This is a genomic window from Paraburkholderia heleia NBRC 101817, from assembly GCF_000739775.1.
GTDB classification, from domain to species: domain Bacteria; phylum Pseudomonadota; class Gammaproteobacteria; order Burkholderiales; family Burkholderiaceae; genus Paraburkholderia; species Paraburkholderia heleia.
The window spans coordinates 13,857-28,987 of sequence record NZ_BBJH01000066.1; the positions used below are offsets into that span (position 1 = coordinate 13,857).

At 62.3% G+C, this 15,131-nt stretch carries 14 protein-coding genes; 4 read left to right on the forward strand and 10 right to left on the reverse strand.

Translation table 11 applies throughout. The features are described 5' to 3' along the window. Window positions 1-41 precede the first annotated feature (41 nt). The 4 genes from asd to leuC form a co-directional block, all read right to left on the reverse strand. Entirely contained in the window at window positions 42-1,163 is a 1,122-nt protein-coding gene (gene asd / locus BHE01S_RS34680) for an aspartate-semialdehyde dehydrogenase (RefSeq protein ID WP_042272789.1), read from the reverse strand. A gap of 324 nt (window positions 1,164-1,487) precedes the next feature. Then, window positions 1,488-2,555: a 3-isopropylmalate dehydrogenase gene (gene leuB, locus BHE01S_RS34685; protein ID WP_042272792.1), complete on the reverse strand. Its 1,068-nt coding sequence runs from the start codon at window positions 2,553-2,555 to the stop codon at window positions 1,488-1,490. A gap of 44 nt (window positions 2,556-2,599) precedes the next feature. Next, the gene (gene leuD / locus BHE01S_RS34690; protein WP_042272794.1) at window positions 2,600-3,250 is read right to left on the reverse strand and encodes a 3-isopropylmalate dehydratase small subunit; all 651 of its coding nucleotides are present in this window, start codon (window positions 3,248-3,250) and stop codon (window positions 2,600-2,602) included. A gap of 12 nt (window positions 3,251-3,262) precedes the next feature. Then, a complete protein-coding gene (leuC, locus tag BHE01S_RS34695) occupies window positions 3,263-4,672 on the reverse strand; it encodes a 3-isopropylmalate dehydratase large subunit (protein ID WP_042272797.1) in 1,410 nt (469 codons plus the stop codon). A gap of 647 nt (window positions 4,673-5,319) precedes the next feature. Here leuC and BHE01S_RS34700 point away from each other — a divergent pair. The 3 genes from BHE01S_RS34700 to BHE01S_RS34710 all read left to right on the forward strand — a co-directional run bounded on the left by BHE01S_RS34700 (window position 5,320) and on the right by BHE01S_RS34710 (window position 7,180). Then, window positions 5,320-6,234 (forward strand): MipA/OmpV family protein, encoded by a 915-nt coding sequence (locus tag BHE01S_RS34700; protein WP_084069575.1) that lies wholly within the window; start codon window positions 5,320-5,322, stop codon window positions 6,232-6,234. A 195-nt stretch (window positions 6,235-6,429) separates the two neighbouring features. After that, a complete protein-coding gene (locus BHE01S_RS34705; protein WP_042272822.1) occupies window positions 6,430-6,717 on the forward strand; it encodes a TFIIB-type zinc ribbon-containing protein in 288 nt (95 codons plus the stop codon). Between the two features lie 55 nt (window positions 6,718-6,772). Further along, on the forward strand, window positions 6,773-7,180 hold the full coding sequence (locus BHE01S_RS34710; protein WP_042272799.1) for a tellurite resistance TerB family protein: 408 nt from the start codon (window positions 6,773-6,775) through the stop codon (window positions 7,178-7,180). A gap of 121 nt (window positions 7,181-7,301) precedes the next feature. On the opposite strand, the gene BHE01S_RS34715 is transcribed toward BHE01S_RS34710, so the two are convergent. From BHE01S_RS34715 to BHE01S_RS34730, 4 genes are all read right to left on the reverse strand, one after another. After that, window positions 7,302-7,958 carry a response regulator transcription factor gene (locus BHE01S_RS34715; protein WP_042272802.1) on the reverse strand — a complete coding sequence of 219 codons (657 nt, stop codon included), beginning with the start codon at window positions 7,956-7,958 and terminating at the stop codon, window positions 7,302-7,304. A 71-nt stretch (window positions 7,959-8,029) separates the two neighbouring features. Next, the gene (locus tag BHE01S_RS34720; RefSeq protein WP_042272804.1) at window positions 8,030-9,382 is read right to left on the reverse strand and encodes a sensor histidine kinase; all 1,353 of its coding nucleotides are present in this window, start codon (window positions 9,380-9,382) and stop codon (window positions 8,030-8,032) included. A gap of 74 nt (window positions 9,383-9,456) precedes the next feature. Beyond that, window positions 9,457-9,942, reverse strand: coding sequence for a hypothetical protein (locus BHE01S_RS34725; protein WP_042272806.1), 486 nt, complete (start codon window positions 9,940-9,942; stop codon window positions 9,457-9,459). A gap of 229 nt (window positions 9,943-10,171) precedes the next feature. Next, window positions 10,172-11,020, reverse strand: a complete 849-nt coding sequence (locus tag BHE01S_RS34730) for an alpha/beta fold hydrolase (protein ID WP_042272825.1) — start codon at window positions 11,018-11,020, stop codon at window positions 10,172-10,174. A gap of 180 nt (window positions 11,021-11,200) precedes the next feature. Here BHE01S_RS34730 and BHE01S_RS34735 point away from each other — a divergent pair, with 180 nt between their 5' ends. Next, a complete protein-coding gene (locus BHE01S_RS34735) occupies window positions 11,201-11,665 on the forward strand; it encodes a VOC family protein (protein ID WP_042272809.1) in 465 nt (154 codons plus the stop codon). Window positions 11,666-11,742: 77 nt separating this feature from the next. Here BHE01S_RS34735 and BHE01S_RS38240 read toward each other — a convergent pair whose 3' ends face one another. Continuing rightward, window positions 11,743-12,765: a T6SS immunity protein Tli4 family protein gene (locus tag BHE01S_RS38240; RefSeq protein WP_157025835.1), complete on the reverse strand. Its 1,023-nt coding sequence runs from the start codon at window positions 12,763-12,765 to the stop codon at window positions 11,743-11,745. 68 nt (window positions 12,766-12,833) lie between these two features. Beyond that, window positions 12,834-14,390 (reverse strand): lipase/acyltransferase domain-containing protein, encoded by a 1,557-nt coding sequence (locus BHE01S_RS34750; protein ID WP_042272815.1) that lies wholly within the window; start codon window positions 14,388-14,390, stop codon window positions 12,834-12,836. Window positions 14,391-15,131: the final 741 nt, after the last annotated feature.

Sequence of the window (15,131 nt, forward strand, 5' to 3'; positions counted from 1 at the left end):
TCACCCTGTCTACGCGTCATTAGCCGCGTAGTTTAATTCATTCACTTGTCGAGCAGAATGCGCAGCATGCGGCGCAGCGGTTCCGCCGCACCCCACAGCAGCTGGTCGCCCACCGTGAAGGCCGACAGATACTCGCCGCCCATCGCCAGCTTGCGCAGACGGCCCACCGGCACCGACAGCGTACCCGTGACCACGGCCGGCGAGAGATCGCGCATCGAAGCCTCGCGCTGGTTCGGCACGACCTTGACCCAGTCGTTGGCCGAGGCGAGGATGCCGTCGATCTCGTCGAGCGGGACGTCCTTCTTCAGCTTGATCGTGAGCGCCTGCGAGTGGCAGCGCATCGCGCCGATACGCACGCACAGGCCGTCGACCGGAATCGAGCCCGGCTGGCCCATGGCCGGCTTGCCGAGAATCTTGTTGGTTTCCGCGCCGCCCTTCCACTCTTCCTTCGACATGCCGTTGCCGAGGTCCTTGTCGATCCAGGGGATCAGCGAGCCCGCGAGCGGCACGCCGAAGTGTTCGGTCGGCATGGCGTCGCTGTTCATGGTGGCCAGCACCTTGCGGTCGATGTCGAGGATCGCCGACGACGGATTCGCCAGGTCGCTCGCAACCGATGCGTTGAGCGCGCCCATCTGCGAGAGCAGTTCGCGCATGTTCTGCGCGCCCGCGCCCGAAGCGGCCTGGTAGGTCATGGCCGTCATCCAGTCGACGAGGTTCTCGCGGAACAGGCCGCCCAGCGCCATCAGCATGAGGCTGACCGTGCAGTTGCCGCCGACGAAGTCCTTCTGACCCTTGACCAGCGCGTCCTTGATGACGCCGAGGTTGACCGGGTCGAGGATGATGACGGCGTCGTCCTTCATGCGCAGCGCCGAGGCTGCGTCGATCCAGTAGCCGGTCCAGCCCGCCGCGCGCAGCTTCGGATACACCTCGTTGGTGTAGTCGCCACCCTGGCAGGTAATGATGATGTCGCACTTCTTGAGATCGTCGACGCTGTTCGCGTCCTTGAGCTTCGTCTCGTTTTTGGCGAACGACGGAGCCGCGCCGCCTGCGTTGCTGGTGCTGAAAAACACCGGTTCGATCAGGTCGAAATCACGTTCTTCCTGCATGCGCTGCATCAGCACGCTGCCGACCATGCCGCGCCAACCTACGAGACCTACGTTCATGACTAACCCTTGAGATGGACACTTCCCCGCTTCGCTCGCCCGGCGTGGCCGCGCGGGGAAGATGAGCGGGCACGACGAGCGATCAACGAATGGTGATCGTTTTCGTAATCGTGGTTTTCGTGGTAATGGCGAGCGAAATCGCGCGGGCCGTGCCGCGGATGTTCGTAACAGTCGTGATCGGGGAGATCTTCGCCATCGAAACAATATACACGAAACAGTTAAATTGCGCGGAAAAAACCATACTTTCCGCTATTTGCGACGCCCGTTCATCAGGCGCGCGAAGCAAAAAAGGCACGCCTGGAACGGCATGCCCTTCGTGCGGCGTTACAGCACTGCGACCACCGCGTCGCCCATCGCCACGGTGCCGACCTGCTTGCAGTCCGGGGTGACGATGTCGGCGGTGCGATAGCCTTGCTCCAGCACCTTCTTCACCGCGTTCTCGATGCGGTCCGCCTGTTCCGGGCGGCCGAGCGAGTAGCGCAGCATCATGGCTGCCGAAAGGATCGTCGCGAGCGGGTTGGCAATGCCCTTGCCCGCGATATCCGGCGCCGAACCGTGCGACGGCTCGTACAGACCCTTGTTGTTCTTGTCGAGCGAGGCCGAGGGCAGCATGCCGATCGAGCCCGTGAGCATCGCGGCTTCGTCCGAGAGAATGTCGCCGAACATGTTGCCGGTCACGACCACGTCGAATGCCTTCGGCGCCTTCACGAGCTGCATGGCCGCGTTGTCGACGTACATGTGCGACAGCTCGACGTCCGGATATTCCTTCGAGACATCGATCATGATGTCCTTCCAGAACTGCGATGTTTCGAGCACGTTGGCCTTGTCGACCGAAGTCAGCTTCTTCTGGCGCTTTTGCGCGGCCTGGAACGCCACGTGAGCGATGCGGCGCACTTCCGGCTCTGCATAGCGCATCGTGTCGAAGCCTTCGCGCGCGCCCTTGAAGTTGCCGTCCGGCGCTTCGCGCGTGCCGCGCGGCTGGCCGAAATAGATGTCGCCGTTCAGTTCGCGCACGATCAGGATGTCGAGGCCCGAAACGATTTCCGGCTTCAGCGACGACGCGCCGGTGAGCTGCGGATAGCAGATCGCCGGACGGAAATTCGCGAACAGTTCCAGATGCTTGCGCAGGCCGAGAATGGCCTGCTCCGGACGCAGCGCGCGCTCGAGCTTGTCGTACTTCCAGTCGCCCACGGCGCCGAACAGGATCGCGTCGGCGGATTTAGCCAGCGCGAGCGTTGCCTCGGGCAGCGGGTGGCCGCTTGCCTCGTAGCCCGCGCCGCCAACGGGCGCCTCTTCCAGTTCGAACTTTTCGCCCAGCGCGTTGAGCACCTTCACGGCTTCCTTGACGATCTCGGGACCGATGCCGTCGCCCGGCAGCACTGCAATCTTCATCCTGTGATTCCTCGCTGTATGTTCAGTGTGCGTACGTGCAAGTATCAGAGCACGCGGTTGTTCAGCCACGGCTGGCGCGCGAGGCGCTCGGCTTCGTACTGGCGGATCTTGTCGGCGTGGCGCAGCGTGAGGCCGATGTCGTCGAAGCCGTTCAGGAGGCAGTAGCGGCGGAACGCGGCCACTTCGAACGGGTATTCCTTCGAGCCGTCCGTCGTGCGCACGACCTGCTTGTCCAGATCGATCGTGAGCTGGAAGCCGTTGAACGCGTACGTCTCGTTGAACAGGTGATCGACGTCCGATTCCGAAAGTACGATCGGCAGCAGGCCGTTCTTGAAGCAGTTGTTATAGAAGATGTCCGCGAAGCTCGGCGCGATGATCGCGCGGAAGCCGTACTGGTCGAGCGCCCACGGCGCGTGCTCGCGCGAGCTGCCGCAGCCGAAGTTCTTGCGCGTGAGCAGGACCGAGGCGCCCTGATAACGCGGCTGGTTCAGCACGAAATCCGGATTCAGCGGACGCTTCGAGTTGTCCTGGCCCGGCTCGCCGTGGTCGAGATAACGCCATTCGTCGAAGGCATTCGGCCCGAAGCCGGTGCGCTTGATCGACTTGAGGAACTGCTTGGGAATGATCGCGTCGGTATCGACATTCTCGCGATCGAGCGGCGCCACGACGCCGGTGTGTACGATGAATTTTTCCATGATCGTGTAGCCTTACCCCAGCTTGCGAATGTCGACGAAATGGCCTTCGATTGCCGCGGCGGCCGCCATGGCCGGGCTCACGAGGTGCGTGCGACCGCCCGCGCCCTGGCGGCCTTCGAAGTTGCGGTTCGAGGTGGACGCGCAGCGCTCGCCCGGCTCAAGCCGGTCGGCGTTCATCGCGAGACACATCGAGCAGCCTGGCTCGCGCCATTCGAAACCGGCTTCGGTAAACACCTTGTCGAGGCCTTCGCGCTCGGCTTGCGCCTTCACGAGACCCGAGCCCGGCACGACCATCGCGAGGCGGATGTTCGGCGCCACGCGGCGGCCGAGCTTCTTCACCACGTAAGCGGCGGAGCGCAGGTCCTCGATGCGCGCGTTCGTGCATGAGCCGATGAAAATCTTGTCGGGCTTGATCGACTCGATCGGCGTATTCGGTTCGAGCGCCATGTATTGCAGGGCGCGTTCCATCGCGTCGCGCTTGACCGGGTCTTTCTCGCGCTCGGGGTCCGGCACGCGGCTGTCGACGGCCGTGACCATCTCAGGCGACGTGCCCCACGTGACCTGCGGCACGATGTCGGCCGCGCTCAGCTCGACCACGCGGTCGAAGTGCGCGCCTTCGTCGGAGCGGAAGTTCTTCCAGTACTCGACGGCCTGATCCCACTCCGCGCCTTGCGGCGAGAACGGACGGCCCTTGAGGTATTCGATCGTGGTGTCGTCCACGGCGACCATGCCGGCGCGCGCGCCGCCTTCGATCGCCATGTTGCATACGGTCATGCGGCCTTCCATCGTGAGGCTGCGGATCATCGAGCCGCCGAACTCCATGGCATAGCCCGTGCCGCCCGCCGTGCCGATCTTGCCGATGATCGCGAGCACGATGTCCTTCGCGGTGCAGCCGCGCGGCAGTTGCCCCTCGACCTTCACGAGCATGTTCTTGCTCTTTTTTTGCAGGAGCGTTTGCGTGGCCAGCACGTGCTCGACTTCGGAGGTGCCGATGCCGTGCGCGAGCGCACCAAACGCGCCATGCGTGGACGTGTGCGAGTCGCCGCAGACGATGGTCATGCCGGGCAGCGTCGCGCCCTGTTCCGGGCCGACGATGTGCACGATGCCCTGACGCTGGTCGGCCATCTTGAACTGCGTGATGCCGAAGGCGTCGCAGTTCGAATCGAGCGTATCCACCTGCAGCTTCGAGACCGGGTCGGCGATGCCGTGGCTGCGGTCCGTGGTCGGCACGTTGTGGTCGGACACGGCCAGGTTCGCGCTGAGGCGCCACACCGGGCGTTCGTGCATCTTCAGGCCTTCGAAAGCCTGCGGACTGGTGACTTCGTGCAACAGATGACGGTCGATGTAGAGAATCGTCGTGCCGTCGTCTTCCGTGTGGACCACGTGCGTGTCCCACAATTTGTCGTAGAGCGTCTTTGCCATGATGTGCTGGGAAATGTTTGTCTGCGGGGCAATACGGTGTGAATCGATTATGCCACGCGAAACCCGCCCGCCACAGGGTCTACTCCGAAAAAAGCGATAAAAAACAGGGGGTTATGGTGGTAGTCGCGATACCTGTATCAGCGTTACCCGGCCAGTGCGGATGGTGTGGCGCATGCATGCCGCGCCGTAGCGGGCGCGCGCCGGTCATTCGCAGAAGGGATTCAGGAGGCAAAAAGGGGATGCGCCGGCCCGACCACGACCGGCGCAAGTTGGTTACCGCTGTGAGAACGGTGAAACATGGGCTCCGGGTTCCGCGACACAGGGGGGGCCGCATTGCCGACGTCCATGGCTGTCTAACGGCAAATTCGCGCCAAGGTTTAATCGGGGCGAATGCGCGGGGCGAATGCGGCGCTCCAGAACGGTGCGCGAGCGCGCCGGCCATTCAGTTCGCCATCCTGATTATCCGCGCGCTTCACGCGTGTCCGGCGGCCGTATCCACAGGGCGGCATGACGAGTCACCGAAGTGGACATCGTCGGATCAGGCACGAGGTTTGCGAGACGAGCCCGGCCGCACGGAATTCCACTTTGTGATTTCATTACACCCAATAAACGGCGCCGCGGCCGGCCCAGGCAAACCCGGAGGCTTCATGCCACTCGCAATCCGCACTGCGCAACAACGAAAAAACAGAATAAAACCAGCGGAGCCGCACCGCCCGCGGGCCACGCAGCGTGCGTCTCTCGCCGCCGCGGCATGCGCCCTCGCCGTGCTCGCCCCGCGCGCCGAGGCGCAGACCCCCTCGCCGCTCGGCGAATGGCAATATTCCGCGGGCATTCCGCTCGAAAAGATGTTCGCGCCGAACCGTCCCGACTTCGAGGCGCGGCTCGGCGTGGGCGCGACCTTCGAGCCGCGCTACGACGGCTCGGACCGCTATCACACGCTGGTCGGGCCGAGCATCGACCTGCGCTACAAGGACATCCTGTTCGGCTCGACGGGCGAAGGTTTCGGCGTCAACGTTCTGCAGGGTCCGAACTGGCGCGTGAGCGTCGCCGCGGCCTACGACCTCGGGCGGCGCGGGCAGGACGACCCGACGCGGCTACATGGCATGGGCAACATCAACCCGGCGCCGGAATTGAAGATCGCCGGCGAATATGTGATTTCGAAGGACTTTCCGCTCGTGTTCCGCACTGCTTTCACGCGCAGCTTCGGCGGCTCGAATGGCTGGACTGCGGACCTCGGCGCCTATATGCCGCTGCCGGGCAGCAACCGGAGCTTCTACTGGTTCGCCGGCCCCTCGGTCACCTTCGCCGACTCGAACTACATGCAGAGCTGGTTTGGCGTCACGCCGCAGCAGGCGGCCGCATCGGGTTACCGTCAGTACGACGCGAGCGCGGGCCTCAAGTCGGCCGGCTTCGGCATCACGATGGTGTACTTCGTGAACAAACACTGGTTCGTGAGCGCCGACGGCGCCATCAAGCGCCTGCTCGGCAGCGCCTCGCACAGCCCGATCGTCCAGTCGAAGACGGGCGGCGTTTGCGACGTCTCGATCAATTACCAGTTCTAGTGTGGGCCTGCATGCACGAGTCCGGGAACACGCTCGGCACATCCAGAGGTCGCACCCGGCTCAAACGGAGCGCTCCCCGCACTCCTCATTTTTCGCTCATTTTGCTCTGCCAGGATGGTTTCCATCGAGGCCGCACTGCCCTTCACGCAAGACGGCGAGGGCCTCGATGACCGGCCACTCATCTCGGAGCGCATCATGAAATGCCCCAACTGCCCTGACGTCACCCTCTCGCTCGCCGAGCGTCAGGGCGTCGAACTCGACTACTGCCCGCAGTGTCGCGGCGTCTGGCTCGATCGCGGCGAACTCGACAAGCTGATCGAACGCAGCGGCAACCAGCACTATCGCAATGAAAGCGATGCACAGGCATTGCGTCAGCACGGGTCGAAGCACGGCGGGCAACACGGTGACTACGCCCCGCGCCGCGCTCACGACAGCTATCGTGGCCATCGCCGCAAGTCGTGGCTGCAGGATATCTTCGACTGAGCCGCAGCTCTGCCTGCCGCTTTGTCGATATCACGTTTTACGAGGATTCCTGATCATGCGTACCTATACCTGCAACAGCCCGCAAGCCGCGGGCCGGATCGTCGCCGTCGCGCTGCTCGCGGACGGCCACCTGAGCAGCGAGGAGCTCGATGCCGTCCAGCGCGCGCGCCTTGCCGACCGGCTTGGTCTCGCGCCCGGCGAGTTCGGCGAGATCCTCAAGGGCCTGTGCGAAGACTTGCAGACCACTTCGCACCTGAACTGGAGCGACGCGTGCAAGCTCGACTCCGACGTGATGCAGCAGGTGATGCGCGAGCTCGACGATCCCACGCTGCGTGCCGAAGTGCTGAATCTGTGCCATGTGGCCGTGTATTCGGACCGCCACGTGGCCGAAAGCGAAGTCGCGCTGCTCGCCTCGCTCAGCCGTGCGTGGCGGAAGGAACCCTGGCAGCGCCTGCTGGCGTAAGTTCGCGCGCGATGCGTGCCTTCCCCCGCGTATTGCGCCTCGCGGCGAGCCCCATGCTCGCCGCGGTTTTTACAGCGCGCGGCTTCTTGCGCGCTTTTTTAATTTTCGATGTTCGCGGCGCTCACACGCACACGGCCCAGCCAAGCCCGCGCACATTGCGGATCACCGCGTGGCCGAACTTGCGGCGCACGCTGTAGATCACGGCGTCCACTGCATTGCTTTCCACTTCCTCGCCCCAGCCATAGAGCCGCTCCTCGATTTGCTGACGCGACAGGATCGCCCCCGGCCGCTCGAGCAGCGCGAGCATGAGTGCATATTCGCGCGCGGAGAGATCGTCGGACTGGCCATCGAACGTGAGGCGGCGCGCGTTCATGTCGAGCGTGACGCGGCCGCTGCCCATGATCGGCGAGGCAAAGCCCGACTTGCGCCGCACCACCGCGCGGATGCGCGCGAGCAATTCCTTGCTCTCGAATGGCTTCACGAGATAGTCGTCTGCGCCGAGATCGAGGCCTTCCACGCGCGTGTCCACGTCGTCGCGCGCAGTGATGATGAGCACGGGCGTGGCGTTCTGCGACTCGCGCAGCGTGCGCAGCACGTCGAGCCCGCGCATGTCGCCGAGCCCCAGGTCGAGCAGAACGGCGGTATACGAGCCGTCGCGCAGGGCGTCGCGGCCGCTCTCGCCAGTGCGCACCCAGTCGACGCTGTATGACGCGTCCTTCAGCGCGCGCAGCAGCGCAGGGCCGATCAGCAGATCGTCTTCGATCAGCAGAATGCGCATCGTGTCCGTCCTTTGTTTCGCATGCTTCTCCGGATTTTGCCCGACCTGCGTTCGCTGAATCGGCGCGGCGCTCAGGGGCGCGGCAACTCGCGCGGCAATTCGATACGCGCGACGATGCCGTTTTGCCCGTCGCGCCGGTTCGCAAGCGACACGCCCCCGCGATAGCTGCGCGCCACCGCCTGCGCGATGGCGAGGCCGAGGCCGCTGCCGTGCGCGTCATGATCGCCCCACGGGTCACTCCGATGGCCGCCCGCGCGGAAAAACCGGTCGAACACGCGCGGCAAATCGGCCTCGGCAATGCCTGGCCCATTATCGGTCACGTCGATAACTACGCCTTTGTCCTCGCGGCGCACCGCCACGTCGACGTTCGCGCCTGCGTGGCTATAGCGGATCGCGTTGTCCACGAGATTGCGCACGAGCACGCGCATGTCGGTCTCGGTGGCGCGCACCGTCACGTCGTCGAGGCGCGTCACGCCCAGGTCGACGCCGCGCGCGTCGGCGAGCGGCAGCAGGTCGGCCAGCACGTCCGTGACGACCCGCGCGAGCGGCACCTGGGTCAGCACGCGTTGCGTGCCGCCGATTTCGGCGCGCGCGAGACCGAGCAGCTGCGAAACGAGCGCCCCGGTGCGCACGATGCCGCGACGCAGTTCCTCGAAGCGCTCCGGGTACTGTTCGGGCGGCGCATTGCGCAGGTTGTCGATCTGCAACTGCATGGCGGAGATCGGCGAGCGCAGTTCGTGCGCGGCATCGGCGATGAACATGCGCTCGGCATTCACGAGCACGGAAAGGCGCTCGATCATGCGGTTGATCGATTCGACGAAGGGCCGCAACTCGACAGGCGCCTGCCCCACTTCGAGCGGCTTGAGGTCGTGCAGATCGACCTTCGCCGCGCGCCGCCCGACGCGCTCCAGCGGCCGCAGCGAAACGCGCACTGTCACCGCTATCGTGAGCGCGAGCAGCGGCAGCAGCGCGAGCACGGGCAGCAGGCTCCAGAACGCCACGCGCAAGGCGTTGCGATTGCGCATGCTGCGAGATTCGGCCACCTGAATGTATTCGTCGCCGGCGGCGAGCGCGAACACGTCCCACGAGTCGCCGTCGTATGCGATCGACGAGAAGCCGCTTTGCGCGCGCGGCAGCGCGATACGCGCGTTGCTCGTGCGGCTCGGGACCTCGCCGTCGGCGGCGGACCAGATCTGCACGACGAAATTGTCGTCGGCTTCGCCCTCACCGCGCGGCTCGATCGCGCGATGCGGCACGCCGGTCTGCACGTGCGCGGCGGCGTCGCGCAGCGTCGTGTTGAACTCGGCGGCGAGACTGCGCACGACGAGGAAGGTGCCGAGCGCACCCAGCACGCCGACGAGGATCGCGAGCGTGCCGATCGCAATACTCAGGCGGCGATGCAGGGAATGCGCGGCAAAAAACATGGAGCGTCTCGGGTGGTCAGGCGCGCTCCATCATAAAGGATTCGCCGTGCGTCAATCGGGCCGTGCGGCGTGTTTCAGCGATGAGCGCCGCCGTGCATGCCACCCGTCCCGCTCCAGACGCCGCCGTGACCGCCGTGGAAGCCGCCATGAAATCCGCCGTGCATGCCTGGCGCCGGATGCATATGCGGGCCGCCCGGAAAGACGCGATCCATGTGATGAAAGTGATGGAAGTGATCGACGAACACGAACGAGCCGCCCACGAACACCGGCGGCCACCAGCCATACCATGGGCCGGCGTACCAGGTCGTCGCGTCGGTCCATGCCATGGGGTAGACCTGCGTGCCATCGTTACCCTGCACGATCTGCCAGGTGCCGTCGGACTGCAGGCAGGCGAGGCCGCTGATGACCTGCGGTGCGCCGTCGATCTCCGCCGTGCCGGTGACGGTGCGGCAGCCGGGCGGCGGGTAATACGATGCGTCCGCGGCCTGCTGCGACGCGACCGGTGCCGTGCAGGCGCCCAGCAGACAGGCCAGTGCTGTGAAGACGAGACGTTTGCGCATGATGTCGCCCCTCTCGACGGACCGGCCTCGCGGCGCACGGGCTGTGCGCCTTGGCCGTGAAGGCTCCATCGGTACGCCTGGCACGCGGCGCGTGAGTCGGCTCGCGCCGCGTGTCATCTGCAAAACGAGGGGCGCAGCCGCGCTATTCCTTTGCGCCCGGCACGAACGGCCGGGCCCTCATTACGACTTGTATCCGCGGCTTGTTTGCGCCAACGGGCCGCGCCGCGTTTCACGCCTGCCACCGCTTGACGAACCCCCGTATATCGTCGTTCACACGCGCGGCGTGGGTGAAGTACATGCCGTGCGTGCCGCCCTCATACACCTTTAGCGTCGCGTGTTCGAGCGCGTCCGCAGTGGGGCGTCCGGTGATCCCGAGCGGCGCCGAGGCATCGCAATCGCCGTGCAGCACGAGCGCCGGCAAGTCGATCGCGGCCAGTTCGCGGCGGAAGTCGGTGACCATCTGCACGCGCGACAGTTGCGCCGCGGCATAAAGCGACGCGCCCAGCATCATGTCGGCTGTCCACTGAATGACCGTGTGCGACGTACCGGGGCCGAAGTAAGCTTCGGCGCGCCGCGAGATCCAGTCGGGAAACGACGTGAGCATCTCTTCGATGGATGCTTCGAAGAGGCTCGCATCGAGCCCGCCGGGATTGTCAGCAGTCTTGAGCAAACAGGGCGTCGACGCCGGGGAAACCAGCACGACGCCCGCCACGCGGCGCGAGCCGTGACGGCTCAAATAACGCACGATCTCGCCGCTCGCGAACGAATGGCCGACCAGCGTGACTCGCGCCAGATCCCGGGCGGCGAGTACGGCTTCGAGATCGTCGGCGAGCGTGTCGTAGTCGTAGCCGCGGCCTGGGTCGCTTGAGCGTCCATGCCCGCGGCGGTCGTAGGCCACGCAGCGAAAGCCCGCGGCCGCGAGCGGCGCGCACTGGTAGTTCCACATGTCGGCGCTGAGCGTCCAGCCCGAGAGGAACACGAGCGCAGCGCCATCGCCCCAGTCGCGATAGTGCAGCGCGGTATCGTCGTCGACGTTGATGTAGCCGGGTTGGCGGGCGTTGAAGGTGTCGCGTGCCATGGTCGTCGCTCCTTGCGGGTGGGGTGTGCCGATGAGCGACATGGTGGTCGATGCCGTGCGCGCTGACGATTACGTCGGAGGTAATGGCCATGCGCGGACGGCAGGGACGCGTGAGCGCGCTGCGCGCAGGCGCACCACGCCGGTGCTAGATTCGTCACACGTACAGCCCAGGAGACAAGCATGAGCAACACTTCGCCGCGTCCGGCTTTCGGGTCTGCCATCTACTATCGCGACCCGTTCGCCGCGCTCGACTGGCTCGAAAAGGCGTTCGGCTTTACGCGTCAGTTCGTCGTCACGTCTGCGGACGGGAAGCTCGGTCACTCGGAAATGCGCTTCGGCGACGGCTACGTGATGATTTGCGGCGGCTGGCCCGGCATGCCGTACTCGAGCCCGGCCGACGTGGCAGGCAAGAACACGCAGTCGGTGCACGTGCAGTTGAAAAGCGGCCTCGACGCGCATTGCGAGCGCGCCCGCGCCGCCGGTGCCAGGATCATCCGCGAGCCGGCTGACCAGTTCTACGGCGACCGCGTCTATGTGGCATGCGACCCCGAAGGCCACGTGTGGAGCTTCGGCGAAACGGTGCGCGAGGTCACGCGCGAAGAAGCGCAAGCAGCGAGCGGGTTGAAGATCGACGGCTGGATTTGAGCCAGACGCGCGTCGCCGTGTATATATGGGCGCCCCTGCTGGGCAGCCTTGAAAACTCAAATCATCCGGAGCTCCGCTCAAAACCCGTTCGGACGTGGGCGCAGTGTCCGCGACACGGCGTCCCAAAGGGCGACGGCCTCGTTTTCGGTAAGCGACGCCTTGCGAGGCGGGTCACCCTGCCAATCTGTCGGCAAGATGTCGCCGTTGTCCAAATCGAGCTCCAGTAATGGCGTAAGCGCACTTCCCGTTTTCGAATTTGCCTCCAGGACAAAATGATGACCCGGGATATAAAGATACGTTGTACCCGCCATCAGCCACTCCTCTGCCTGCATACCTGGTAGATCAACCACGCCCTTTCGAACAGTATGGCCGTTCCGCTCTTTGAGTGCGTCATTGATACTATCGCCACGTTGAAGCAACGTGGTCTTCTCATGAATGAAAGAGGTTGTCTCAAGAACAAAATTCACGTCTTGTTTATCGCGCAGGTAATATTGGCCAGCCAGATCCTCTTTCTCCCCGGCACGTCCATGCAGGAATCCGCCAAGAAAGCACACGCCGGGGACAGTTGGAATCGTGGCCTCGTCACGACCTTCAACCCTGCTGAGAAGACCAAAGACAAGCCGCTTCTTTTCCGGAACATCGTTTATCAGTTCACCGGGAATGCCGTACGGCGTACCTTTGTTCTCTCTTACGTATACCGAATTGACCATATCGCTTGCTTTACTTTGTAGCTTTATCTGGTACCCACGATCCCAACGATATGCTTCTACGATGCGCGGCATATCGGAATCCGCACCTTCAGGGGATTCGAGTGAAACGAAGTAATAGCTGTCTGTTATTGCCGGAACGACCCCGTGCTCGTACAGAACACGATATCCTCGAGACAGATTCACGAGGGCCTTGAGGGTTGCCTTCCGAGCCGAGATGTTCTGGAGGAATTCCGCTTTGGATGCTGGTATAGCCTCAAACGTCACGCCTTCAATGAAACTGTCGCCAAACGTCAGGATATCCTTTGGTAGATCGATTAGATATCGGCCCATACAGCGCGTTTCGAGTTCCGAAGTCAACGCGTGAACGGTTGCTTTTTCCTGCTCGGTCATCGGTTTCTCCCGGTTACATGCGGACACCAGCGCCAGCATGCACACAAGCATCGTGATTAATAATCTTCTCATTCGACATACGCCATTTTCGTCTCCTTTGCTCGGGACACGATCCGTGTGATAGCCCAAAGCGCAAAGAGCATCTGTGGCTTTTTCTTATATGCGCCCTCATGGTCTACATCCTTGTGTCCAACACATAGCTTGATTTTTCCGCTCGGAGCCGCACCCGAAACTACGGGAACGGTCCCGTCGCCTCTCTGTGCAGCAGGACGCAATGTATAGTGCGTGGCCAGCGGGTCACCCCCACTGCGTTGAAGCAAATCCTGGTCGCCTGTACCCGTATCCCGCATGACCTGCCCGCCTGTAAGGTCATCGACCTTGGCATAAGCGTCCGCCCACTTCAGAACGGTACCTATCTTTCTCTCCCATACTACCTCGCCCCACGTCTTGTGGGCATCATCGTCTCCGTAAAATGCATAGGAGTTACTGTGGTACTTCCCGGCTAGCCCCTGGTGGAAAGGAATGACCCATTGCTTGATGATTTGCTCGTAGGAGGCCCAGTCCTGATCAACTGTCTGTTTATTCGTATCAATCGGGTTGATTAATTTGTCATCGCAAAGGCTCCACCAATGTCCACGTGACAAGTAGACCTCCCTGTAAGGATCAGCAACCGGAAGATCTACCGAATGCGATCCTTCACGGATTCTCAGCCACCCCACGCCGTACTCCGTGCTAGGGAGAAGTTGGAGTGGGCCAGGTGACTGAGCAAAGACCGCAGTCATCTCGGCAGCATTGGCACCCAAAGCAATCCCGACCGGCATCTCGGTGCCGCTTTTCACACGCGTGTACGCAGTAGCCGAACCAGTTGTTGGCATCACCGCATGCAATATTCCCAGGATATTGGTGCTACCGCCCATTTTTTCCGAATACCACCGCGAAACGAGGCCGCCCATTGAATGGGTTACTAAAATGACGTAGTCGCATTGCTTGCGTCTCGTTCGGTAATACTGCATGAATTCGTCGATCTTGCTGCTCAGCCGACTAGCCGAAATTCTGTTGGACTCTAGCCAGTTATACCCGACCGCGTGTACCGGCAAATGATATTTGTAGGAGAGCGCCACCTCCTCATATGAAAGCGGAGCAATCCCCGGGACTGGATCGCGCAAGTCTTTCATCAGTGCCGCCCGCCACCCGTTTTTGCAGGTATCCGCGTCGTTTAGAGCATTTTCAAGCCACGGCAGGAACGTTCCGTAGCTCATGTTGGCAACCTCGCCCCAGCCCCGACGACGCAACTCAGTGTCCGAAAGTTGTGTGCCTGCCGGTAGCGCACCTCCGCTATAAACCAAAGTATTTGCTGGATCGAGTTTCACCCTACGCTTTTCTGGTCCCCGACTGCCCCATTCTTTCAAGACGCTCCATATACCGTCGGCCAGCCATACTGGTTTTTTGCTTCGATTCATCAAATTTGTACCCATCACACCCGGGACAAAGATGACGGGAATCACGCGATTTGGGATCATGTAACACACCGCCGTGCTGTCGTCTGGAGGAGACGTAACAGAGGTGTAGTGTGCAGAGCCATCGTCCGCGACCCTTACCGGGATAATACGTTCGTTCGTGGTCATGCAATGGCACTCCATTTGTTCTTGATTCGAAAAAATCAGGAAGCGAAATTCATTGCACTCAGCTTGTGGATCTGCGTGAACGGATGCTGAAAGTGAGATCCGAAAAATCGACAGCCACACCAATAGGCGCTCCATTGTCGTTTCGGACGGCTACGCCGCCGAGTTCGAGATCGCTGGCATCCATGACGCGTTAGGTACTTCGATCGCCAGTTATGTGTGGCACTTGCCATTTTGCACTTCTGCTACCCGGCATGCGCAGTCCAGTTGATCTCAATTCACAAAAATCTGACGCAGGTCAACTTTTTATATTTCTATGCGATCTGAAATTCGAATATAAGACCAGTCCGATTTAACATCTTTCAAAAAACAAAAACTAAAATATAATCTCACAATACGCCAACGAAGCTTAATCATAAAATCCGAGACTCATTCAATCCATCACTTTACTCATTTCTTCGCCATATTTAATCATTAGCATTCCGAAATTATTAAAAGAAACAATCCACTATCGACCTACTCTGCGAGTCCGCTCACAGCCCTCGTACTCTTCTCCCGGCATCCTTGATACCGCACAACAGCTTCTATTGGTCATTTGCCAAAGCAAACGCCCCGACGGGCGAAAACCCGTCGGGGCGTTTGCATGAGGGCTTGCCCGCGCCGCGCCATCGAGCGCGCGGCGTGGCAAAGCGAAACGGCTTAGCGTTGCGCGATCGGCTTCGCTTCGCGCGGCGTTTCGCCGAT